Source organism: Citrobacter sp. Res13-Sevr-PEB04-36 (assembly GCF_015672735.1).
GTDB lineage: Bacteria > Pseudomonadota > Gammaproteobacteria > Enterobacterales > Enterobacteriaceae > Citrobacter.
In genome coordinates, this window is the sequence record NZ_JADABY010000009.1 from 1 (window position 1) to 22,979 (window position 22,979).

Genomic DNA, 22,979 nt, shown 5'->3' on the forward strand with positions numbered 1-22,979 from the left:
AAGTTGTTACCCTCTTAACGTAGAAAACGAGCCGTACATCGGAAAAACTCGCCGCTCTGTCTTTTTTTTCAACACAAAGATTGATCTTAGCCAGCGCCAGCGGGATCATGCTTCATGATAAAAAGAGAACAGTCGTCATTCAGATAGCATCTTTTCAGTCAGAGCGAGCCATGCAAACAGAGCAGTCGTCACAGCGAACGGTTACACGGTTATGTATACAATGCGGACTTTTTTTACTGCAACACGGGGCGGAAAGCGCGCTGGTTGACGAACTCTCCACCCGCCTCGGCCTGGCTCTTGGCATGGACAGTGTAGAAAGCGCCATCTCCTCAAATGCTATCGTCCTGACCACCATTAAAGATGGACAATGCCTGACGTCAACTCGAAAAAACCAGGATCGCGGCATCAATATGCACGTCGTGACCGAAGTGCAGCATATCGTTATTTTGGCCGAACATAAGCTGCTGGATGATAAGGGCGTGGAGAAACGTTTTAGCCAGATTAAACCACTGCGCTACCCTCGATGGCTGGTGGCGTTGATGGTCGGCCTGTCCTGCGCCTGTTTTTGTAAGCTAAATAATGGCGGATGGGATGGGGCTGTTATCACCTTTTTTGCCAGCATGGTCGCCATGTATATTCGCCAGATTCTGGCCTCCCGGCATTTGCATCCGCAAATCAACTTTTGTGTCACCGCCTTTGTCGCCACCACCATTTCCGGCCTGCTGCTGACGCTACCTACGTTTAATCACACGCCGACCATCGCCATGGCAGCCAGCGTGCTGCTGCTGGTTCCGGGTTTTCCATTGATTAATGCTGTCGCGGATATGTTTAAGGGGCACATTAATACGGGGCTGGCGCGCTGGGCCATTGCCAGTTTGCTCACGCTGGCGACCTGCATTGGCGTGGTCATGTCGATGACCCTATGGGGGCTGCGCGGATGGGTATGATCGATTTCATTTTTGCCCTACTACAGGACATGATCCTGTCGGCAATCCCGGCAGTCGGGTTTGCGATGGTCTTTAACGTACCACATCGGGCACTCCCCTGGTGTGCCCTGCTCGGCGCGCTCGGGCACGGTTCACGCATGGTGATGATGACCGCGGGGCTCAACATCGAATGGTCAACCTTTATGGCGTCATTGCTGGTTGGCTGCATCGGGATTCAATGGTCACGCTGGTATCTGGCACACCCGAAAGTCTTTACCGTCGCGGCAGTGATCCCCATGTTCCCCGGCATTTCTGCGTACACTGCGATGATCTCGGCGGTAAAAATCGGCCATTTCGGTTACAGCGAAGAGCTGATGATTACCCTGCTGACCAACTTCCTGAAAGCCTCATCTATCGTGGGTGCCCTGTCTATCGGCCTATCCGTACCGGGATTATGGCTGTATCGCAAACGCCCGCGCGTGTAACGGTTCACCGGTTTAATACCATAGCGGATGGGGGAATCTTCCTCATCCTGCTGCTCTCCTTCTTCTCTGTGTTACTATAAAAGCAGTCCCCTTCTCGGTTGTTGTTCAGTATTGAGAAACATTATGCCCTGCAAAATTTTGACTCCGGACGTCATCGGTATTGACGTCTTATTACACGATCACCAGGCAGTACTGGCAAAGTCAGCGGGTGGTGCGGTGGCCGTTTTCGCCAATAATGCGCCCGCATTTTATGCCGTGACGCCTGCGCGCCTGGCTGAGCTACTGGCGCTCGAAGAAAAACTGTCACGCCCGGGAAGCGATGTAACGTTGGATGCGCAATTTTACGAAGAGCCGCAAGCGGTACCCGTTGCCGTACCGATGGGGAAATTTCCAATGTACGCTGAGTGGCAGCCCGATACCGACTTTCAGCGCCAGGCCGCCTTATGGGGCGTCGCGCTCAGAGAGCCCGTCACCCCCGAAGAGCTGGCCTCGTTTGTGGCCTACTGGCAGGCAGAAGGCAAAATCTTTCACCATGTGCAGTGGCAACAAAAACTCGCACGTAGCGTACAAATTGGCCGGGCCAGCAATGGCGGGATGCCAAAGCGTGATGTTAACAGTGTCAGCGAACCTGACAGTCATATTCCACCGGGTTTTAGAGGATAACGATGAAAAACGTTGGCGACCTGATGAAACGTCTGCAAAAAATGATGCCGCCCAATGTCGAGCCCGCATTCAAAACGGGCGAGGAACTGCTGGCGTGGCAAAAAGAACAAGGTGAAATTCGTGCTGCAGCGCTGGCACGTGAGAACCGGGCAATGAAAATGCAGCGCACGTTCAACCGCTCCGGTATCCGTCCACTACACCAGAACTGCTCGTTTGAGAACTATCGGGTCGAGTGCGAAGGACAAATGAACGCCCTGAGCAAAGCCCGTCAATACGTCGAAGAGTTTGATGGCAACATCGCCAGCTTTATCTTTTCCGGCAAGCCCGGCACCGGAAAAAACCATCTGGCCGCCGCCATTTGCAACGAACTGCTGCTGCGCGGCAAGTCGGTGCTGATCATTACCGTGGCTGACATTATGTCGGCAATGAAAGAGACGTTCAGCAATCGTGAAACCAGCGAAGAACAGCTGCTCAACGACCTAAGCAACGTGGATCTGCTGGTGATCGACGAGATCGGTATGCAGACAGAATCCCGCTATGAAAAAGTGATCATCAACCAGATCGTCGATCGTCGTTCTTCCTCCAAGCGTCCGACCGGCATGCTGACAAACAGCAATATGGATGAAATGAACAAACTGCTGGGTGAGCGCGTGATGGATCGTATGCGACTCGGCAATAGCCTGTGGGTGATTTTTAACTGGGAAAGTTATCGCAGCCGGGTGACTGGCAAAGAGTATTGAGACCATTCCTAACATCAGCGGCGCTATACTGCGCTGAAAAGGCATAATACGAGTTACCTGGAATAATAATGATGAAAGCAACAAAACGTTTTCTGTGCTGTGCGGTTGCCGCCAGCACGCTGATCGCCACCAGCGTTTTCGCCGCCTCCTGGCAGGATTCACTCTCCAGCGCAGCTGGCGAACTGAGTAAGCAAACCTCGGGTTCACAGGGCAGCACCTCACTTTCCTCCCTGACCAGCCTGCTAAGCAGTAATCAGTCGCTCACCTCAAACAGCATGAACAACGCGGCCGGGATTCTGGAATATTGTGCGAAACAGAAGCTGGCTTCAGTCACCGATACTGAAAACGTCAAAAACCAGGTGCTGGATAAACTCGGCCTGGGCGCCACGGAGCAGAAAAAAGACACCAACTATCTGGACGGCATTCAGGGCCTGCTCAATGCCAAAGATGGTCAACAGCTTAACCTGGACACGATTGGTAACAGCTCGCTGGCAAAGCAAGTTAAAACCAAGGCCTGCGATCTGGTGTTAAAACAGGGTATGAACTTCATTTCCTGATGTGACAAATGCCGCGCGCGGTTTTCACTACCTGCGCGGTATCAATATCTTTCGCATATACATTCCTCAAAATAATCAGAAATGCCCTTCAACACCCCCGCATATCTAAACCAATTCTGAATAACAACGTAATTAAATGTCACTACAATTGCAGCAGTATAACAACGCTATTACATTGTACTGTCCAGAAATGATTAGCCAGCCAGGCATTTGCCCGGTTTACTGAGGATCGACCGTTGTCAGAATTAATCTCCATCACTCTGTTTCTCGCGTCGGTGCTGATTTACGCCTGGAAAGCGGGTCGCAACACCTGGTGGTTTGCCGCCACGTTAACGGTGCTGGGGATTTTTATTGTCCTAAATATTACCCTGTATGCCAGCGACTATTTCACCGGTGATGGCATCAACGATGCGGTGCTATACACCCTGACCAACAGCCTGACCGGCGCAGGCCTTGGCAAATATATTCTGCCAGGCGTCGGGATTGCACTGGCGCTGGCTGCTGTCTTTGGCGCACTGGGTTGGGTACTTCGTCGTCGTCGCCACCACCCTCATCACGTTGGCTACAGCCTGCTGGCACTGCTCCTGGCACTGGCTTCGGTGGATGCCAGCCCGGCATTTCACCAGATAACCGAACTGGTGAAATCCCAGTCACGCGATGGCGATCCGGACTTCGCGGCATATTACAAAGAGCCGTCAAAAACCATTCCCAACCCGAAGCTAAACCTGGTGTATATCTACGGAGAAAGCCTGGAGCGCACCTATTTTAACAATGATGCGTTCCCGGATCTGACCCCAGAACTCGGGGAATTAAAAAGCGAAGGGATGGATTTCAGCAATACTATGCAGTTACCGGGCACGGATTACACCATCGCTGGTATGGTCGCCTCGCAGTGCGGTATTCCACTGTTTGCCCCGTTTGAAGGCAATGCCTCGGCATCGGTCTCCAGCTTCTTTCCACAAAATATCTGCCTCGGCGATATTCTGAAAAACTCCGGCTATCAAAACTACTTTGTGCAGGGCGCAAATCTGCGCTTTGCCGGGAAAGACGTGTTCCTGAAATCTCACGGTTTTGATCATCTGTACGGCGCAGAAGAGTTAAAAAGTGTCGTGGCAGACCCGGCATATCGTAACGATTGGGGCTTTTATGACGACACCGTCCTTGATGAAGCGTGGAAAAAATTCGAGGAACTTTCGCGTACTGGCCAACGTTTTTCACTGTTTACCCTGACGGTAGACACCCATCATCCGGATGGATTTATCTCGCGCAGCTGTAACCGCAAACGTTATGACGTCGATGGCAAAGCCAACCAGTCGTTTAGCGCCGTCAGCTGCAGCCAGGAAAACATTGCGGCGTTTATTAATAAGATCAAAGCGTCACCGTGGTTTAAAGATACCGTTATCGTGGTGTCTTCCGATCATCTGGCGATGAACAACACCGCCTGGAAGTACCTGAACAAGCAGGATCGCAACAACCTGTTCTTCGTTCTGCGCGGTGACCAGCCGCAACAGGATACGCTGGCAGTGAAACGCAACACCATGGATAACGGCGCGACCGTCCTGGACATTCTCGGCGGCGATAACTTTATCGGTCTCGGACGCAGTAGCTTGTCGAGCGAGTCTGTGTCAGAAGTATTCCTGAACATCAAAGAAAAAACGCTGGCCTGGAAGCCCGATATTATTCGCCTGTGGAATTTCCCCAAAGAGATGAAAGCGTTCACCGTCGACAGGGACAAAAACATGATCGCGTTCTCCGGCAGCCATTTCCGCCTGCCGCTGCTGCTACGTGTGTCGGATAAACGCGTTGAACCGCTGCCGGAAAGTGAATACTCTGCCCCGCTGCGCTTCCAGCTGGCTGATTTCGCCCCGCGCGATAACTTTGTCTGGATAGACCGCTGTTACAAAATGGCCCAACTGTGGGCGCCAGAGTTGGCGCTCTCCACCGACTGGTGCGTATCTCAGGGGCAACTGGGCGGGCAGCAAATTGTACAACACGTCGATAAAGCCAAATGGCAAGGTAAAACCGCGTTTAAAGACACGGTGATCGACATGGAGCGTTACAAAGGTAACGTTAATACGCTGAAAATTGTTGATAACGATATTCGCTACAAGGCCGACAGCTTCGTCTTTAACGTAGCCGGTGCACCGGAAGAGGTAAAACAGTTTAGCGGGATTTCACGCCCCGAATCCTGGGGTCGCTGGTCTAATGCGCAACTGAGTGACGAGGTAAAGATCGAATACAACGCACCATTGCCGAAGAAATTTGATCTGGTGATCACCGCCAAAGCGTTCGGTGACAACGCCAATCGCCCCATCCCGGTACGCGTTGGCAACGAGGAACAGACGCTGGTGTTAAGCCATGACGTCAGCACCACCACGCTGCATTTTGATAACCCGACAGACGCCGACACGCTGGTCATTATTCCACCCGATCCCGTCGCTACCAACGAGGGCAACATTCTGGGCCATTCGCCGCGTAAGCTGGGGATCGGCATGGTTGAAATCAAAATCGTGAACCTGCAAGGGTAAAAAAAACAGCGCCCAACACATCTCCGGGCGCTGCATGGCAACTTTATCAGAACGTGATCACGCCTTTAATCAGTTCTCGGTTGTTAATCACATCCCGCTCGTAGATTTCTGCAAGCGTGGCAAACGCGTAACGGTGGGTCAGCATCATGTCCGCCGTCAGCTTGCCTTCCGACATCAGGCGACCGACTTTGGCGAAGTCTTCCGGGGTAGCATTGCGACTGCCCATCATGGTGGTTTCTTTCTTGTGGAACTCGGGGTCAGAGAACTGCAAATCACCTTTAAACAGCCCAACAAACACAATGCTGCCGCCGTGACGAATCAAATTCACCGTGTTGTTCATCGCATGCTGATTCCCCGTAGCATCAATCACTTTTTGCGCCAGCGAGCCGTCAAACTGCGCGCGTAGCTGCGCGTCAAAATCTTCAGCGGAAGGATCGATAACCGGCAGTCCCAGGCGGGAGGCTACATGTTCCCGCCTGGCAGGACTGGTATCCGCCACCACCACCTGCGCACCATCAGCTTTGGCAATCGCCGCCGCACCAAGACCAATCGGCCCAGCTCCCACCACCAGCACCTGCTCACCAGGCGCCACGGCTGCCCGACGCACCGCATGTGCGCTGATGGCATACGGTTCAATCAGCGCCGCCGCCTGCGGGTCAATACCCTGCGCATCCAGCAGATTAGTCTCCGGCACAGAGAGATATTCACTGAAGCCGCCATCCTGATGCACGCCAATCACCGAGATCTTCTCACAGCAGTTGGTGCGTCCACTCTGACACGCCGGGCACTGCTGGCATGCGACGTAAGGAATAACCGCAACCTGCTGACCCATTTTCAGATGTTGTATATTATTCCCCAGCCCAACAATTTCTCCGCATATTTCATGACCTAATACACGTGGATAGCTGAAAAACGGTTGATTGCCACCCCAGGCATGAATATCGGTCCCACAAATCCCGACAGACTTAATTTTTATTAATGCTTCGCCTTCACCCGCAATAGGTATATCGCGTTCTTTCCAGACTAATTTCTTGGGTTCCTGGCAAATTAGCGTATTCATCGTAGACATGATTCTGCACTCCCGTTTTCGTCGTTGCCCCAGATATCGATGAAAATACAAATACCGGAGTAAGCCGAAACATAATCTGTGAAATTCAACGCATAAAAATGTTTTAAATCGGGTTTTAATAGGTAAAAAGGAGACACCATGAGCCGTTCACAGAACCTACGTCACAATGTCATTAACCAGATAATTGATGATATGGAGCGGGGCCATATCCCTTCCCCACTGCCGTCACAAAGCGCGCTGGCAGAGATGTATAACATCAGTCGCACCACCGTGCGTCATATGCTGGGCCATTTAGGCGAATGCGGTGTGCTGACGCAGGTGGGTAGCCACTACGTTATCGTGCGCAAACCGGATCATAACGACGGTTTTGATTGCACCACGGCCTCCATGGCTGAACAAAGTCGCATTTTTGAGCAGGCCTTTTTCACCATGATTAACCAGCGCCAGCTGCGCGCAGGCGAAACGTTCTCTGAGCTACAGCTTGCCAGAGCTGCTGGCGTCAGCCCGGTTGTTGTGCGGGAATACCTTTTAAAATTCGAACGTTACAATCTGATTAAAAACGAAAAACGCGGTCAGTGGGGCATGAAGCAGTTCGATCAAGCCTACGCCGAACAACTGTTCGAGCTACGAGAAATGCTGGAAACACATGCTCTGCAGCATTTCCTGAATCTGCCTGACGGCGACCCGCGCTGGCTGCAGGCCAAAATGCTGCTCGAGCGACATCGGACGCTACGCGACAGCATTGGCAGTAGCTTTCGTATGTTCTCGCAGTTAGACCGCGAGTTCCACGCCCTGCTACTTTCTGCTGCTGATAATATCTTTTTTAATCAGTCTCTTGAGATTATTTCGGTTATCTTCCACTTCCACTATCAGTGGGACGAAAGCGACCTCAAGCAACGCAACATCATTGCCATTGATGAGCATATGACTATTCTCAGCGCGCTGATCTGCCGCAGCGACCTGGATGCCACCCTGGCACTCTGTAACCATTTGAATTCAGCTAAACAATCGATGATTCGCTCCATTCACCAAACCAGTGACAGCCCCATTAAGAACAGATAAAAAACAGCAAACCACTACCGGGAGCACGGTTTTATACAAATAAAAACGCCAGAAAAAACCTCTTGCCTATGCTCACGCTAAGTCGACTGCATTAAAACTTTGTGAGCGGTGATGAATAACGTGATTTATCACTGGTATTTTTAATACAGCACGGACTGGTACCGTGTAAAAATAAATTATTGAGGTTCAGGAGTCTGGCGTGGAAAAAAATAATATTACCCTCGACCCGAGTTCTTCGTTTGGCACTTCGTCATCTGCGGATATAAATATCCCGCCAGACGGCATGGTACAACGCAGCAGTCGAATAAAACGAATTCAGACCACAGCAATGATTTTATTATTTTTTGCTGCGGTTATTAATTATCTCGACCGCAGTTCACTGTCGGTAGCGAACTTAACGATTCGTGAAGAACTGGGGCTCAGTGCCACTCAAATCGGCATCCTGCTGTCCGTATTTTCTCTCGCTTACGGTATTGCGCAGTTGCCCTGCGGCCCGCTGCTGGATCGTAAAGGTCCGCGTATTATGCTGGGACTGGGTATGTTCTTCTGGTCGCTGTTTCAGGCAATGTCCGGCATGGTACACACCTTCACTCAATTTGTGCTGGTGCGTATCGGGATGGGGATTGGTGAAGCGCCAATGAACCCGTGTGGCGTGAAGGTGATCAACGACTGGTTTAACATCAAAGAACGTGGCCGTCCGATGGGGTTATTCAACGCTGCTTCGACCATCGGTGTTGCCATTAGCCCACCGATTCTGGCCGCGATGATGCTGGTGATGGGCTGGCGTTGGATGTTTATTACCATTGGTGTGCTGGGTATTTTCCTCGCCATCGGCTGGTACATGCTGTATCGCAACCGCGAGCAGATTGAACTGAGCGCCACCGAACAGGCGTATCTGAATGCCGGTAGCGTCAATGCCCGCCGCGATCCGCTGAGCTTTGCCGAATGGCGTAGTCTTTTTCGCAACCGTACCATGTGGGGCATGATGCTGGGCTTTAGCGGCATTAACTATACGGCATGGCTGTATCTGGCCTGGCTGCCGGGTTACCTGCAAACCTCCTACAACCTGGATTTAAAGAGCACCGGACTCATGGCCGCGATCCCGTTCCTTTTTGGTGCTGCCGGGATGTTGATTAACGGTTTTGTCACCGACTGGCTGGTGAAAGGCGGCATGGCACCGATTAAGAGTCGTAAGATTTGTATCATTGCCGGGATGTTCTGCTCTGCTGCATTCACCTTCGTGGTACCGCAGGCGACAACGTCGATGGCCGCCGTGTTACTGATTGGGATGGCGCTGTTCTGCATCCATTTTGCCGGAACGTCCTGCTGGGGCCTGATCCACGTCGCAGTGGCTTCACGTATGACCGCCTCCGTAGGCAGCATCCAGAACTTTGCCAGCTTTATCTGTGCGTCGTTCGCGCCGATCGTCACCGGATTTATTGTGGATACCACCAACTCTTTCCGTCTGGCGTTGCTTATCTGTGGCTGCGTGACGATGGTAGGGGCGTTTGCTTACATCTTCCTGGTTCGCCAGCCAATCAGCGACCCGCGTCAGGAGTAATTACGTGTAGACCGACGGTATCGGGCTACACATATCTTCCCGGTAAGCCGGATGAGCAACAGCACCATCCGGCATCACAGGCTTAGAACGTTTCCCAGTTTTCACCGGCATCCGTCGCCACGGCTTTACGCGGTTGGGTGGTTGTCGATACCGGTTTTGCGGCAGCAACATCACGCGCGCGTTTTTGCTCGTGCTGAATACGGAACACGGCAACGGCCTGGGTCAGACGGCTGGCCTGTTCTTCCAGCGCCGCCGCGGCAGCAGCAGACTCTTCCACCAGCGAGGCGTTCTGCTGGGTTACACGATCCATCTCAGCAACGGCCAGACCGACCTGATCAATACCCCGACTTTGTTCGTCGGATGCTGAGGCGATCTCCCCCATGATATCGGTCACGCGGGTCACCGCATTCACGATCTCATCCATGGTTTCACCAGCGCTTTCAACCAGCGTTGAACCTACATCCACACGGCTGACCGAGTCTTCAATCAGGCTCTTGATCTCGCGCGCAGCCTGGGCACTGCGCTGGGCCAGGTTACGCACTTCACCGGCGACAACCGCAAATCCACGGCCCTGCTCACCCGCACGTGCTGCTTCTACTGCGGCGTTCAACGCCAGAATGTTGGTCTGGAAGGCAATGCCGTCGATCACGCTGATAATGTCGGCAATTTTCTGCGAACTGGAGGCGATGTCACGCATGGTTTGCACCACGTTATCCACCACTTTGCCACCTTTCTGCGCCGTTTCAGAGGCACTCAGTGCCAGATGGCTAGCCTGACGGGCGTTTTCGGCGTTCTGTTTCACGGTTGCCGTCAACTGTTCCATGCTGGCCGCAGTTTCTTCCAGCGAAGCTGCCTGCTGCTCGGTACGTGAAGAGAGATCGTTGTTGCCCATCGCGATCTCGCTGGCACCGCTGTAAATGGCGTTAGCACCGTTACGCACATCGCCCACGGTGCTCATCAGCTCACCCTGCATGTGGCGCAGGCTCTCGGCCAGTTGCCCAATCTCGTTGGAGCCTTCCACGTCGATGCGCTTCACCAGGTCGCCGCTGGCAATATGACGAATGCTGTCAATCAGGCGGTTCATCGGGGCGATCAGCGAAAACTTAATGCCAAACCAAACGGCGATAATGGCCGCCAATACGGTAATCAGCACGCAGACCAACACCCACATCGCCTGGCTGTAAGAACTGTTGTTATCTTCAACCGCAATGTCATACAGACGATCGTTCTGCTGCATGTAGTTCATATACTGCTTCTCAAAGCCATCCTGATAGCTTTGCGTCGGTTGATCGAAGAACGCATTGATCTTTCCGTCACCCAGTAGCTGGATCAGTTCCGCCAGCGCGCCATGGTAGATGTCATAGGTGCGGCTGATCTCCTGAAATGCGGCTTCGCTTTGACGTGGATCGCGTGGCAGCGATTCATAAGTCGCCCAGTTTTTCTCGGTCATTTTCAGCGCGGAGCTCGCCACCTGCATCAGTTCCGCCACGGTTGCACCGCTGCCGATATTGCTCTGATCCATCATGTAGCGAATACCCGCCCGGTTCAGGGTATTTCGCGTTTGCAGCAGTTCAACCCAGGTCGCATTCAGCGCAGACTGCTGCTGGCGAATGGTTTGCAGAACGGTAAAGTTCTCTTTGTCATTCTTCAGTGAATTAAAGAACAACCCGCCCGAGGCCAGCTGTAAAAGACCAAACAGCGCCAATACCAGCAGTAAGCTGGTAACAATTTTCATTCTTTTTAACATGGTTTCTCTTTCCGCTAGACAGATACTCTGGTTGTCGGCCTGAAAAGAGAAAACTTTATGGTATAGGCAGTTACCACAGAATTATCGTTTACGCATTCCACGACACCTCCCATGAGAAACCCCATAAAAAACCGTCATTAAATGATGCCAGAGGTGTACGATTCAGGCTTTTAGAGAAAGGATGCTTCGATGCTAAACCGCGATTTTGATCACTTGTCGACTCTGACACACCTCTTTTTTGAACGAGAAGATATTCGTCAAAAGCTCAACATTATCGACCAGTACAATATCTCGGGTTGGGAGATCTGGATGCAGATAGAATTTGCCAATCTGTTGGCTTCGACGGGCCATGAATGGTGGCGCGAACAAACCCTTGCTTGCGATCTGCGGAAAAATCCGCAGCGGTCATCAGTACGTGCGGATTTCTTGCTGCGTAAAAAAGGTTGGACACAATATAGTTACATTGCGCTTGAGCTAAAACAGAACCAGGACCCAACAAGCTGCGTCCGAAATATGATTGCTGATTTGGTGAAAAGCGCAAAAATCAAACGCTCAGAATTAGATCTGCGCAGCTACTGGACGCTTGGGGTTACTCCCAAGATAGATAAAGAACGCCTTGATGCGCTGATTGATTACTATCTGGATGAAAAGTACTACCTGACGAAATCTCGTCAAAAACATGTGTTACTCAAAGATATCGAACAGACGCCTTACTGTTACATCGTGATTTGAGTATCTCAGAGAGAGGCTGTGGCATCTGAACAACACGGCATACAGAAGCGTGATCGCTATTATGCCGTGATCTCAATCACATAAACCCACCCACTAAGCCACGCTATTTACCGCTCACTGACACTTGGGACCGCTTAGGCTGACATATAACCACTCACTTATTTACCTTACTTTACGCGCGTAATTCTCTGGCAAGATCCTCCCAACATAGCAGTCAACTTATCTCCTCAAACACACGATCAACCTCCCAGCGGCTTCGGCCAATTATTAGGTTTTACTATGGATACGAAAAAGATATTCAAGCACATACCTTGGGTGATTCTCGGAATCATCGGTGCATTCTGCCTCTCGGTAGTAGCATTACGTCGGGGTGAACACATCAGCGCCCTGTGGATCGTGGTCGCCTCTGTCTCTGTTTATCTGGTGGCCTATCGTTACTACAGTTTGTACATCGCCCAGAAAGTGATGAAACTTGACCCGACGCGTGCCACGCCTGCGGTCATCAACAACGACGGTCTGAACTACGTCCCAACCAACCGTAACGTCCTGTTTGGTCACCACTTTGCCGCTATCGCTGGGGCAGGTCCGCTGGTTGGACCGGTACTGGCCGCGCAGATGGGCTACCTGCCCGGTACGCTGTGGCTGCTGGCAGGCGTAGTGCTGGCCGGTGCAGTGCAGGACTTCATGGTGCTGTTTATCTCTTCTCGTCGTAACGGCGCGTCTCTCGGTGAGATGATCAAAGAAGAGATGGGCCCGGTACCGGGAACCATCGCGCTGTTTGGCTGCTTCTTAATCATGATCATCATCCTGGCAGTGCTGGCGCTGATCGTGGTGAAAGCGCTGGCTGAAAGCCCGTGGGGTGTGTTCACCGTCTGCTCAACCGTACCGATCGCGCTGTTCATGGGGATCTACATGCGCTTCCTGCGCCCGGGACGTGTGGGCGAAGTGTCGGTGATTGGTATTGTGTTGTTGGTTGCCTCCATTTACTTCGGCGGCGTGATTGCTCACGACCCGTACTGGGGCCCGGCACTGACCTTTAAAGACACCACCATTACCTTCACGCTTATTGGCTACGCGTTTATCTCTGCGCTGCTGCCAGTATGGCTGATCCTCGCCCCGCGCGACTATCTGGCCACCTTCCTGAAAATCGGCGTTATCGTTGGTCTGGCTGTCGGTATCGTTATCCTTAACCCAGAGCTGAAAATGCCGGCGATGACCCAGTACGTTGACGGTACCGGTCCGCTGTGGAAAGGGGCGCTGTTCCCATTCCTGTTCATCACCATCGCCTGTGGCGCGGTGTCTGGCTTCCACGCGCTGATCGCCTCCGGTACCACACCGAAGCTGCTGGCCTGTGAAACCGACGCGCGTTTCATTGGTTATGGCGCAATGCTGATGGAATCCTTTGTAGCGATTATGGCGCTGGTTGCCGCCTCCATCATCGAACCAGGTCTGTACTTTGCGATGAACACCCCGCCTGCGGGCCTTGGCATCACCATGCCGAACCTGCATGAAATGGGTGGTGAGAACGCACCACTGATTATGGCGCAGCTGAAAGACGTGACCGCACACGCAGCGGCAACTGTCAGCTCCTGGGGCTTCGTGATTTCGCCTGAGCAGATCCTGCAGACCGCGAAAGACATCGGTGAACCGTCCGTTCTGAACCGCGCCGGTGGCGCACCGACGCTGGCTGTCGGTATCGCTCACGTGTTCCACAAAGTGCTGCCGATGGCTGACATGGGCTTCTGGTACCACTTCGGTATTCTGTTTGAAGCGCTGTTCATCCTGACCGCACTGGACGCCGGTACCCGTTCTGGCCGCTTTATGCTGCAAGATTTGCTGGGTAACTTCGTGCCGTTCCTGAAGAAAACCGACTCCCTGGTTGCAGGCGTTGTAGGTACTGCGGGCTGCGTCGGCCTGTGGGGCTACCTGCTGTATCAAGGCGTGGTTGACCCGCTGGGCGGCGTGAAGAGCCTGTGGCCGCTGTTCGGTATCTCTAACCAGATGCTGGCCGCCGTGGCGCTGGTTCTCGGCACCGTGGTACTGGTTAAAATGCAGCGCACCAAATACATCTGGGTCACCGTGGTTCCGGCCGTATGGCTGCTGATCTGCACCACCTGGGCGCTGGGTCTGAAACTGTTCAGCACCAACCCGCAGATGGAAGGCTTCTTCTTCATGGCAAGTCAGTACAAAGAGAAGATTGCTAACGGCGGTGAACTGACCGCGCAGCAGATTGCCAACATGAACCATATCGTCATCAACAACTACACCAACGCAGGCCTGAGTATTCTGTTCCTGGTGGTGGTGTACAGCATCATTTTCTACGGGTTCCGTACCTGGCAGAAAGCCCGCGCCATCAACGGCCGCTCTGATAAAGAGACGCCATATGTACCGGTGCCGGAAGGCGGCGTGAAGACCTCTTCACACCACTAACCTGAAGCCGGGTGGCAAGCGCTTACCCGGCCTCGATCACTTAGTGCCGCAGGCGTAATTGGCAGCAGTCAGTTTGGCTGCGGACAGCGCGCAGCAACCGGAGCGTACACGCAGTACGTGAGGATTGCGAGCACTGCCCGCGGTCAAAATGACAAGTGAAATAGCCTGCATCTACGAGCTCAACATATATCCGGGGCGTTTTATGTTTGGTACTTTAGGTCAGGCAAAAAAGTATCTCGGTCAGGCGGCAAAAATGCTGATTGGTATTCCGGACTACGACAACTACGTCGAGCATATGAAGACCAACCATCCCGATAAGCCGTACATGACCTACGAAGAATTCTTCCGCGAGCGCCAGGAAGCCCGCTACGGTAGCGGCGGAAGCAGTTGCTGTTAGAAGGAGAAATGAATGACCCCGATTGCAGTCACCCTACTCACAGGTTTTCTCGGCGCGGGTAAAACCACCCTGCTGCGCCATATTCTCAACGAGCAGCACGGTTACAAAATTGCCGTTATCGAAAACGAATTCGGCGAAGTCTCAGTGGACGATCAGCTGATTGGCGACCGCGCCACGCAGATCAAAACCCTGACCAACGGCTGCATCTGCTGCACCCGTTCCAGTGAACTGGAAGACGCCTTGTTAGACCTGCTCGACAACCTTGATAAGGGTACGATCGATTTTGACCGTCTGGTGATTGAGTGCACCGGCATGGCCGATCCCGGCCCGATTATCCAGACCTTTTTCTCCCATGAAGTGATTTGCGAACGCTACCTGCTGGACGGCGTGATCGCCCTGGTTGACGCGGTGCACGCCGACGAACAGATGAACCAATTCACCATCGCCCAGTCGCAGGTTGGCTACGCCGACCGCATCCTGCTGACCAAAACCGACGTAGCAGGTGAAAGCGAGAAACTGCGTGAGCGCCTGGCGCGCATCAACGCCCGCGCCCCGGTGTATACCGTCACCCATGGCGACATCGACCTCGCGCAGCTGTTCGACACCAATGGTTTTATGCTGGAAGAGAACGTGGTCAGCGCCAAACCGCGCTTTCACTTTATCGCCGACAAACAAAACGATATCTCATCGATCGTTGTCGAACTGGATTACCCGGTGAATATCAGCGACGTTTCACGGGTGATGGAAAACCTGCTGCTGGAATCCGCCGAAAAACTGCTGCGTTACAAAGGCATGTTGTGGATTGAAGGCGAACCCAACCGCCTGCTGTTCCAGGGCGTCCAGCGTCTGTACAGCGCCGACTGGGACCGCCCGTGGGGCGACGAACAGCCGCACAGCACGCTTGTGTTTATCGGTATTAATTTACCGGAAGACGAGATTCGAGCAGCGTTTGCGGGCTTGAAGAAGTAATCCCTCCTGAATTGCCCGGTAGCGCTACGTTTATCGGGCCTACACATTCCGCTTCCCGTAGGCCGGAAATTTGCGGCCCGTAATGTCGCGCCTCTTCTTCCCATCACTCAGACATCATCACTATCTACAAATTACCCATCACTCCCATTCTTTAGCCTTTTTAAAGTGTTACACACAACATCCTGCCCTTATAACGCTTGATAAAAAAACGTGCAGCGTTATGATTTTGGAAGACGTCTCGCAAAACGAACCTTTTCACCCTTTGCAGTTTCAGTAATACGCTGCGGGTGATCGCTGCAAGGAGCTCAATCTTTGACAACCGCTAGCCCAACTCAGCCAACAAACTTTGATTTCCTGGCAGAATACGATCCGCTATTGGTTCAAATTACCGCCACTGCAGAACGGCTATTCTCCAGCGATCCTAATACCACGCTAATGAAGCTGCGCCAGTTTGGTGAAGCGCTGGCACAAAATATTGCTGCCCGGCTGAATATTAGTCGGGAAGATAATCCAAACCAGCAAGAATTGCTCTACCGACTGGACAGGGAATTACAGTTTGATCCTGCCATCCGTCAGTTATTTCATACGCTGAGAATTGAAGGTAACAAAGCGACGCATCAGTTCCAGACCCGGCACCGTGAAGCGATGGATGCGCTAAAAGTCGCCCGTGCGCTGGCAATCTGGTTCCACCAGACATTTGGTGATGCGGGTAGTCAGTTTAATCCGGGCCCTTTTGTTCCGCCGCATGACCCGAGTGAACAGCTCAATAAATCTCAATCTGCCATCGAACAACTCAAACAAACCTTATTGGCAGCGAACCAAAAGCTGGAATCCAGCGAGCAGCTTCAGACTTTACTTAAACAGCAAAAAGAAGAATATGAACAGCTGGCTCATGCGATGGATATTGAGGCCAGAGAACAGCAGCAATTGCTGGAAATAAGTCAGCAGGATCTACAAACGCTCCAGCAAAATTATGAAGCGAAGCTCACCGCCTTGCAGGCACAGCTTGCCCAGCAAACACAGCAAGCCATTACGGCCCAGCGCAAAGAATTTGGCCGCAAGTCCAGCTATGCCCGCAAGTACATCATTACCGAAGAGCTGACCCGGATCCTGATTGACCAGCAGCTCAATGAATGGGGCTGGCTGGCGGATACCCAGGAAATCACCTGGAAAAAGGGCTCCCGCCCCGAAAAAGGGGTCAACAAAGCCATTGCAGAATGGCCTACCTTTGCCGATGACGAACATGGCCGAGCGGATTACGTCCTTTTCTGCGGGCTCACTCCCGTCGCAACCGTTGAAGCGAAAAGAAAAAACGAAAACGTTGCTGGTAAAATTCCCCAGGCCGAGCGCTACAGCAAAGGGTTTCAGTTCGACGCGTCCATGACTCCCGCCTGGTCTGAAGAAGGGCGCGTTAAAGGCTGGGAAGATGGCGTGAATAGCGTGTATCAAATTCCTTTCGTCTTCTCCTGCAACGGTCGGCCTTATATCAAACAGTCCGCCGAACATTCCGGCACGTGGTTCCGCGATGTTCGCTCGCCTGACAATACCCGCTATCCGCTGGAAAGCTTCATCACGCCAGAAGGCCTGATGGACCGCCTGCATCGTAGCCGGGCGCAAGCAGAAGCCAGACTGCATCAGGAACCGTTTAGCTATCTTGGCTTGCGTGATTACCAGGTCAACGCGGTTAAGGCCGTCGAGTCCGCGCTGGAACAGGGCTCGCGTGAAGCGTTGCTGGCCATGGCGACCGGGACGGGGAAGACACGTACTATTATTGGCTTAATTTACCGCTTCCTGAAGGCCGAACGCTTTAAACGGATCCTCTTTCTCGTCGACCGCTCTGCGCTGGGCGAACAGGCGCAGGATGCCTTTAAAGAAGCTTCGCTGGAACAGAACCAGACGCTTTCACAAATCTATAATGTCGCCGAACTGGGCGATATGGCGGCAGAAGCGGAAACCCGCGTACAGGTTGCGACGGTACAATCCATGGTTAGCCGCATCTATCGTTCCGGCACGCCGCCTGCGGTCGATACCTACGACTGCATCATCATCGACGAAGCGCACCGTGGTTACACGCTGGATCAAGAGATGACCGAGGGCGAGCTTTCCATTCGCGATAACGCCCAATATCTCTCCAGCTATCGTCGGGTGCTGGACTATTTTGACGCGGTGAAAATCGGGCTAACCGCCACCCCAGCTAAACATACCAGCGAGATTTTTGGTCATCCCGTGTATATCTACTCCTACCGGGAAGCGGTGGCGGAAGACTGGCTGATTGACCACGAACCGCCGGTTCGCTATGAAACCCAGCTCAGCAAATACGGTATTCATTTTGAGGCTGGAGACACCGTCAGCGCCGTGGATGCAGAAACAGGGGAAGTCGATACCAGCGAGCTGGAAGACGAGCTGAATTTCGACGTCGATGCCTTCAACCGTAAAGTCATCACCGAAGATTTTAACCGGGTAATCTGCGAAGAGCTGGCGAAAGAGATAGACCCTTCCGGCGATGAAAAAACGCTGATTTTCTGCGCCACGGACGCCCACGCCGATATGGTGAAGCGCCTGCTCGATGATGCCATGGGCGCGGTCAACCCCGACTTTAATCAGGCCGCGATTGAGAAGATCACCGGCAAGAGCGATCAGGTCAGCAAGCTTATCAAACGCTTTAAAAACGAACGCTATCCCAGCATTGGCATCACCGTGGATCTGTTAACCACCGGCATTGACGTTCCGGCAATCACCCACCTGGTGTTCCTGCGTCGGGTGAAATCGCGCATTCTGTACGAGCAGATGATCGGCCGCGCCACCCGTCGCTGCGACGATATCGGCAAAACCGTCTTCTGGATCCACGATCCGGTGGATATCTACGCCACGCTTCAGGATGTGAACACCATGAAGCCGCTGGTGAAAAACGCGGGCGTCAGCATCGAGCAACTGGTTGAAGAGCTGTCGAATGACGATGTGCTGGAAACGGCGCTTAACAATCCAGGCGATAGCCCAACGGAAACCCAGGCGGATAGCTTACTCAATCAGCTCAGCCAGAAAATTATGCGCGTCCTGCGTAAAGCGGAGAAAAAGGCCGAAAAACGCCCGGAAGTCCGCCAAAAACTCAATGAACTGGAAGAACTCTGGGGCGTGGAGCCAAAACAGTTGCACCAGCACCTGCATAAGCTTGGCCCGCAGCAAGCCTCGGCGTTTCTCAAGCAGCATCGCAATCTGATCCGTCAGTTAAGCGACGTCGGCACCTTGCTGGGCAGCGAGTACCGTCCGGTAATTTCAGACCATGATGATGAGCTCATCAGCAAAGAGCAGACCTATGGGCGCTACCAGAAACCCGCCGACTACCTGCAAAGCTTTAATGAGTTTATCTCCACGCAAATCAACCAGTCCGCCGCTCTATCGGTGGTGATTAACCGTCCGCGTGACCTGACGCGTGAGCAGTTAAAAGAGATCCGCCTTTTGCTGGATGAAGCGGGCTACAGCGAGGCCAGCCTGCGTTCGGCGGTACGCACCCAGAGCTGCCAGGATATCGCCGCCACCATCATCGGGCATATTCGCCAGGCCGCGCTCGGTGAACCGCTTATTCCGTTCGAAGAGCGCGTTAAGCTAGCGCTGGACAAAATCTATGCCCAGCATAGCTGGAGTAAAGTGCAGAAACGCTGGCTGGAGCGGCTGGCAAAACAGCTGGTGCATGAAGTGGTGCTGGATAAAAACTTCGTTAACCACCTGTTCTCCGCCGACGGCGGGACGAAGAAACTCAACAGCCTGCTGGACAACCAACTGGACACCATTCTCGACCAGATGAGCGATGCATTGTGGGCACCCAAATCCGCCTGATCGTGATACCCTTCCCCATCATTTTTTGACAGACAGGCCGGGTAACCGGCCTTAACCGGAATAGCTATGAGTAACAACGAAATCGTTCAGAAACTCTGGAATCTTTGTGACGTCCTGCGTGACGATGGCATCAACTACAGCGATTACGTCACCGAGCTGGTTTTACTATTGTTTATCAAGATGGTGCACGAGAACACCGAAGCGGAAACGCTGGATAAACACATCCTGCCAGAAGGGTGCCGCTGGAGCGATTTAAACAGCAAATCCGGTCTTAACCTGCTGAACGACTACAAACAAATTCTGCTGAAACTCTCTACCGGGAAAGACGCCGAAGGCAAACTGGTCCACGCCGACCCGCTGATCACCGCAATTTATGCCGACGCGCAAACGCGCCTGCGCGAGCCGCGCCACCTGGAGCAGCTGATCCGCTCGCTGGATCAGATCGACTGGTTTAGCGCGCAGAAAGACGGTCTGGGTGATCTGTATGAAGGGCTGCTGGAAAAGAACGCCGGTGAAACCAAGTCCGGTGCCGGGCAGTATTTTACCCCGCGGGCGCTGATCAACAGCATGGTGCGCTGCATTAAACCGCAGCCAGGCGAAGTGATTCAGGATCCTGCCGCCGGTACCGCGGGCTTCTTGATTGCCGCCGATCAGTACATCAAGGCCAACACCGACGATCTGTACGATCTGTCGGACAAAGAGCGCGTGTTCCAGAAGAACAAAGCCTTTATCGGCGTTGAGCTGGTGCCATCTACCCGGCGTCTGGCGCTGATGAACTGCCTGCTTCACGGCATGGAAGGCGATGAAAAAGGCGTGGTGCATCAGGGCAACGCGCTGGGTATGGCCGGGCAGTCGCTGACAAAAGCCGATATCATTTTAGCCAACCCACCGTTTGGTACCTCTAAAGGCGGGGAAGCCAGTATTACCCGCGACGACCTGACCTACAGCACCAGCAATAAACAGCTGGCCTTTTTGCAGCATATTTACCGCAACCTGAAGCCGGGCGGTCGTGCCGCCGTTGTGCTGCCTGATAACGTGCTGTTTGAAGCAGGCGTAGGTGCCGACGTTCGCCGCGACCTGATGAATAAATGCAATCTGCACACCATTCTGCGTTTGCCGACCGGGATCTTCTACGCGCAGGGCGTGAAAACCAACGTGCTGTTTTTCACCAAAGGCACCAACGCCGATAAATACCAGGAAGAGAACTGCACCGAAAACGTCTGGGTGTATGACCTGCGTACCAATATGCCGAGCTTCGGCAAGCGCACACCGTTTACCGAGCAGCATCTCAAGCCGTTTGAAGAGGTATTTGGCGACGATCCGCACGGCAACAGCCCACGCACTGAAGGCGAGTGGAGCTTTAACGCCAGCAAGATTGACGTGGCCGACAGTGCAGAGAACCAGAACACCGAGCAGCACCTGACCACCAGCCGCTGGCGCTGCTTCAGCCGCGAGTGGATCCGCAGCGCCAAATCCGATTCGCTGGATATTTCCTGGCTGAAGGATAAAGACAGCATCGACGCCGACAGCCTGCCGGAGCCGGATGTGCTGGCGGCAGAAGCGATGGGCGAGCTGGTTCAGGCTCTGGGCGAGCTGGACTCGCTGATGCGTGAGCTTGGCGCGGGCGAAGAGGCGGATGCACAGCGGACGTTGCTGAGTGAAGCGTTTGGTGAGGTGAAGGCATGAGTGGGGGCAAATTGCCGGAGGGGTGGGTAAAAACCACAATCGGGGTAATATGTGAAGTAAAAGGTGGAAAAAGGCTTCCAAAAGGTAAAGCTTTACTTAATACCGAAACAGAACATCCATATATTAGAGTTACTGACTTCGAAAATGGAAGTGTAAATCTTTCCACGATTAAGTATTTAGATTCCGATACTTATTCTGCTATCAGCAATTACACCATAAGTAAAAACGATCTATATATTAGTATTGCAGGCACAATTGGACTCATAGGTGAAATCCCGGAACAACTTGACAATGCTAATTTAACTGAAAATGCAGCAAAACTGTGCTCTATTTTAGGCACCGATAAAAAATATTTAAAATACGTTCTATCATCTAATAAAATTATAGAACAATTTGATGATAAAACAACATCTAGTGGTCAACCAAAGCTTGCTTTATTTAGAATTAGAGATTGTGAGTTCCCTTATGCTTCCATTAATGAACAAAAAATCATCGCCGAAAAACTCGATACGCTGCTGGCGCAGGTAGACAACACCAAAGCACGTCTTGAGCAAATCCCACAAATCCTGAAACGTTTTCGTCAGGCGGTACTTGCTGCGGCAGTTACTGGCCGATTGACTAAAGAAAATAACGATTACACAAAAAAGACAATTGAATTAGATAACTATAAAATCTCTATTCCAAAAAAATGGACCGAAACAATTCTAAATAATGTCATCAATACACAAAGACCGTTGTGTTATGGAGTAGTACAGCCTGGAGATGACATTAATGACGGTATCGAATTAATTCGTGTATGTGATATCAATGATGGTGAGGTGGATCTAAATCATCTTCGTAAGATTTCAAAAGAAATAGACATACAATATAAGCGTTCAAAAGTACAAAAGAATGATATTCTTGTAACAATTGTTGGAGCTATCGGTAGAATAGGCATTGTCAGAGAAGATATAAATGTCAATATCGCTCGTGCTGTTGCCAGAGTATCTCCTGAATGTAAGCTGATTAAACCTATGTTTCTCCATATATGGTTAAGTTCACCGGTTATGCAAACATGGTTAGTTCAATCCTCCAAGGAGGTTGCCAGAAAGACATTAAATTTAAAAGATCTTAAAGAAGCATTTGTCCCCTTACCTTCTATAGAAGAACAAGCCGAAATCGTCCGCCGCGTCGAACAACTCTTCGCCTACACCGATACCATTGAAAAACAGGTTAACAGCGCCCTGACCCGCGTCAATAACCTCACCCAGTCGATCCTGGCGAAGGCGTTTCGCGGCGAGCTTACCGCCCAGTGGCGTGCTGAAAACCCAAGTCTTATCAGCGGTGAAAACAGCGCTGCCGCCCTGCTGGAAAAAATCAAGGCCGAACGCGCCGCCAGCGGGGGTAACAAAACCTCGCGTAAAAAATCCTGATCGTTATTTTCAAGCGCACCTGAACCGTGCGCTTTCTTATACTTCATCCTTCAAGTTGCCTCGGCGTTGGCTGCGTTCGCTCACCCCAGCCACGTATTTATATACGCTCCTGGAGACTCGTTATCTTGCCGCCTTGATGCAACTCGAATGATTTTGTGTATATTATTTTTCGTAACCATAA

At 52.3% G+C, this 22,979-nt stretch carries 17 protein-coding genes; 15 read left to right on the forward strand and 2 right to left on the reverse strand.

The genetic code is table 11. The features are described 5' to 3' along the window. Positions 1-170 precede the first annotated feature (170 nt). From IMQ48_RS02870 to opgB, 6 genes are all read left to right on the forward strand, one after another. On the forward strand, positions 171-947 hold the full coding sequence (locus IMQ48_RS02870; RefSeq protein ID WP_196207833.1) for a threonine/serine exporter ThrE family protein: 777 nt from the start codon (positions 171-173) through the stop codon (positions 945-947). Further along, positions 938-1,411: a threonine/serine exporter gene (locus tag IMQ48_RS02875; protein ID WP_196207834.1), complete on the forward strand. Its 474-nt coding sequence runs from the start codon at positions 938-940 to the stop codon at positions 1,409-1,411. Before IMQ48_RS02870 ends, IMQ48_RS02875 begins: the two co-directional genes overlap by 10 nt. 123 nt (positions 1,412-1,534) lie before the next feature. Further along, a complete protein-coding gene (dnaT, locus tag IMQ48_RS02880; protein WP_196207835.1) occupies positions 1,535-2,074 on the forward strand; it encodes a primosomal protein DnaT in 540 nt (179 codons plus the stop codon). 2 nt (positions 2,075-2,076) lie between these two features. Beyond that, positions 2,077-2,814 carry a DNA replication protein DnaC gene (gene dnaC, locus IMQ48_RS02885; protein WP_003019133.1) on the forward strand — a complete coding sequence of 246 codons (738 nt, stop codon included), beginning with the start codon at positions 2,077-2,079 and terminating at the stop codon, positions 2,812-2,814. Between the two features lie 68 nt (positions 2,815-2,882). Continuing rightward, on the forward strand, positions 2,883-3,371 hold the full coding sequence (locus IMQ48_RS02890) for a DUF2501 domain-containing protein (protein WP_196207836.1): 489 nt from the start codon (positions 2,883-2,885) through the stop codon (positions 3,369-3,371). A gap of 236 nt (positions 3,372-3,607) precedes the next feature. Beyond that, positions 3,608-5,899, forward strand: coding sequence for a phosphatidylglycerol--membrane-oligosaccharide glycerophosphotransferase (gene opgB / locus IMQ48_RS02895; RefSeq protein ID WP_196207837.1), 2,292 nt, complete (start codon positions 3,608-3,610; stop codon positions 5,897-5,899). A 46-nt stretch (positions 5,900-5,945) separates the two neighbouring features. On the opposite strand, the gene IMQ48_RS02900 is transcribed toward opgB, so the two are convergent. Next, positions 5,946-6,968, reverse strand: coding sequence for a zinc-binding alcohol dehydrogenase family protein (locus tag IMQ48_RS02900; protein ID WP_196207838.1), 1,023 nt, complete (start codon positions 6,966-6,968; stop codon positions 5,946-5,948). A gap of 138 nt (positions 6,969-7,106) precedes the next feature. Here IMQ48_RS02900 and IMQ48_RS02905 point away from each other — a divergent pair, with 138 nt between their 5' ends. Both IMQ48_RS02905 and IMQ48_RS02910 read left to right on the forward strand, forming a co-directional pair. Next, entirely contained in the window at positions 7,107-8,030 is a 924-nt protein-coding gene (locus IMQ48_RS02905) for a GntR family transcriptional regulator (protein WP_196207839.1), read from the forward strand. A 199-nt stretch (positions 8,031-8,229) separates the two neighbouring features. Next, positions 8,230-9,591 (forward strand): MFS transporter, encoded by a 1,362-nt coding sequence (locus tag IMQ48_RS02910; RefSeq protein WP_196207840.1) that lies wholly within the window; start codon positions 8,230-8,232, stop codon positions 9,589-9,591. 82 nt (positions 9,592-9,673) lie between these two features. On the opposite strand, the gene tsr is transcribed toward IMQ48_RS02910, so the two are convergent. Then, positions 9,674-11,338 carry a methyl-accepting chemotaxis protein gene (tsr, locus tag IMQ48_RS02915; RefSeq protein WP_196207841.1) on the reverse strand — a complete coding sequence of 555 codons (1,665 nt, stop codon included), beginning with the start codon at positions 11,336-11,338 and terminating at the stop codon, positions 9,674-9,676. Between the two features lie 189 nt (positions 11,339-11,527). On the opposite strand from tsr, the gene IMQ48_RS02920 reads away from it, so the two are divergent. The 7 genes from IMQ48_RS02920 (at position 11,528) to IMQ48_RS02950 (ending at position 22,798) form a co-directional block, all read left to right on the forward strand. Beyond that, on the forward strand, positions 11,528-12,070 hold the full coding sequence (locus tag IMQ48_RS02920) for a hypothetical protein (RefSeq protein WP_149281671.1): 543 nt from the start codon (positions 11,528-11,530) through the stop codon (positions 12,068-12,070). A gap of 279 nt (positions 12,071-12,349) precedes the next feature. After that, positions 12,350-14,500: a pyruvate/proton symporter BtsT gene (btsT, locus tag IMQ48_RS02925; protein ID WP_117342367.1), complete on the forward strand. Its 2,151-nt coding sequence runs from the start codon at positions 12,350-12,352 to the stop codon at positions 14,498-14,500. 202 nt (positions 14,501-14,702) lie between these two features. After that, complete coding sequence (locus IMQ48_RS02930; protein ID WP_003830038.1) at positions 14,703-14,897, forward strand: YbdD/YjiX family protein; 195 nt, start codon at positions 14,703-14,705, stop codon at positions 14,895-14,897. Positions 14,898-14,909: 12 nt separating this feature from the next. Beyond that, the gene (yjiA, locus tag IMQ48_RS02935; RefSeq protein ID WP_196207842.1) at positions 14,910-15,866 is read left to right on the forward strand and encodes a GTPase; all 957 of its coding nucleotides are present in this window, start codon (positions 14,910-14,912) and stop codon (positions 15,864-15,866) included. 312 nt (positions 15,867-16,178) lie between these two features. Beyond that, positions 16,179-19,700 carry a type I restriction-modification system endonuclease gene (gene hsdR, locus IMQ48_RS02940; RefSeq protein WP_196207843.1) on the forward strand — a complete coding sequence of 1,174 codons (3,522 nt, stop codon included), beginning with the start codon at positions 16,179-16,181 and terminating at the stop codon, positions 19,698-19,700. A 66-nt stretch (positions 19,701-19,766) separates the two neighbouring features. Further along, positions 19,767-21,386, forward strand: coding sequence for an N-6 DNA methylase (locus IMQ48_RS02945; protein WP_196207844.1), 1,620 nt, complete (start codon positions 19,767-19,769; stop codon positions 21,384-21,386). Then, complete coding sequence (locus IMQ48_RS02950) at positions 21,383-22,798, forward strand: restriction endonuclease subunit S (protein WP_196207845.1); 1,416 nt, start codon at positions 21,383-21,385, stop codon at positions 22,796-22,798. Before IMQ48_RS02945 ends, IMQ48_RS02950 begins: the two co-directional genes overlap by 4 nt. The last annotated feature ends 181 nt before the right edge of the window (positions 22,799-22,979 follow it).

What these genes read in the sequence shown, in the direction of transcription:
- IMQ48_RS02920 (WP_149281671.1), top strand. Translation starts at nt 11,528, where the DNA reads ATGCTAAACCGCGATTTTGATCACTTGTCGACTCTGACACACCTCTTT.
- IMQ48_RS02945 (WP_196207844.1), top strand. Translation starts at nt 19,767, where the DNA reads ATGAGTAACAACGAAATCGTTCAGAAACTCTGGAATCTTTGTGACGTC.
- IMQ48_RS02890 (WP_196207836.1), top strand. Translation starts at nt 2,883, where the DNA reads ATGATGAAAGCAACAAAACGTTTTCTGTGCTGTGCGGTTGCCGCCAGC.
- dnaC (WP_003019133.1), top strand. Translation starts at nt 2,077, where the DNA reads ATGAAAAACGTTGGCGACCTGATGAAACGTCTGCAAAAAATGATGCCG.
- dnaT (WP_196207835.1), top strand. Translation starts at nt 1,535, where the DNA reads ATGCCCTGCAAAATTTTGACTCCGGACGTCATCGGTATTGACGTCTTA.
- IMQ48_RS02900 (WP_196207838.1), bottom strand. Translation starts at nt 6,968, where the DNA reads ATGTCTACGATGAATACGCTAATTTGCCAGGAACCCAAGAAATTAGTC.
- IMQ48_RS02875 (WP_196207834.1), top strand. Translation starts at nt 938, where the DNA reads ATGGGTATGATCGATTTCATTTTTGCCCTACTACAGGACATGATCCTG.
- IMQ48_RS02870 (WP_196207833.1), top strand. Translation starts at nt 171, where the DNA reads ATGCAAACAGAGCAGTCGTCACAGCGAACGGTTACACGGTTATGTATA.
- IMQ48_RS02930 (WP_003830038.1), top strand. Translation starts at nt 14,703, where the DNA reads ATGTTTGGTACTTTAGGTCAGGCAAAAAAGTATCTCGGTCAGGCGGCA.
- tsr (WP_196207841.1), bottom strand. Translation starts at nt 11,338, where the DNA reads ATGTTAAAAAGAATGAAAATTGTTACCAGCTTACTGCTGGTATTGGCG.
- yjiA (WP_196207842.1), top strand. Translation starts at nt 14,910, where the DNA reads ATGACCCCGATTGCAGTCACCCTACTCACAGGTTTTCTCGGCGCGGGT.
- IMQ48_RS02950 (WP_196207845.1), top strand. Translation starts at nt 21,383, where the DNA reads ATGAGTGGGGGCAAATTGCCGGAGGGGTGGGTAAAAACCACAATCGGG.
- IMQ48_RS02905 (WP_196207839.1), top strand. Translation starts at nt 7,107, where the DNA reads ATGAGCCGTTCACAGAACCTACGTCACAATGTCATTAACCAGATAATT.
- btsT (WP_117342367.1), top strand. Translation starts at nt 12,350, where the DNA reads ATGGATACGAAAAAGATATTCAAGCACATACCTTGGGTGATTCTCGGA.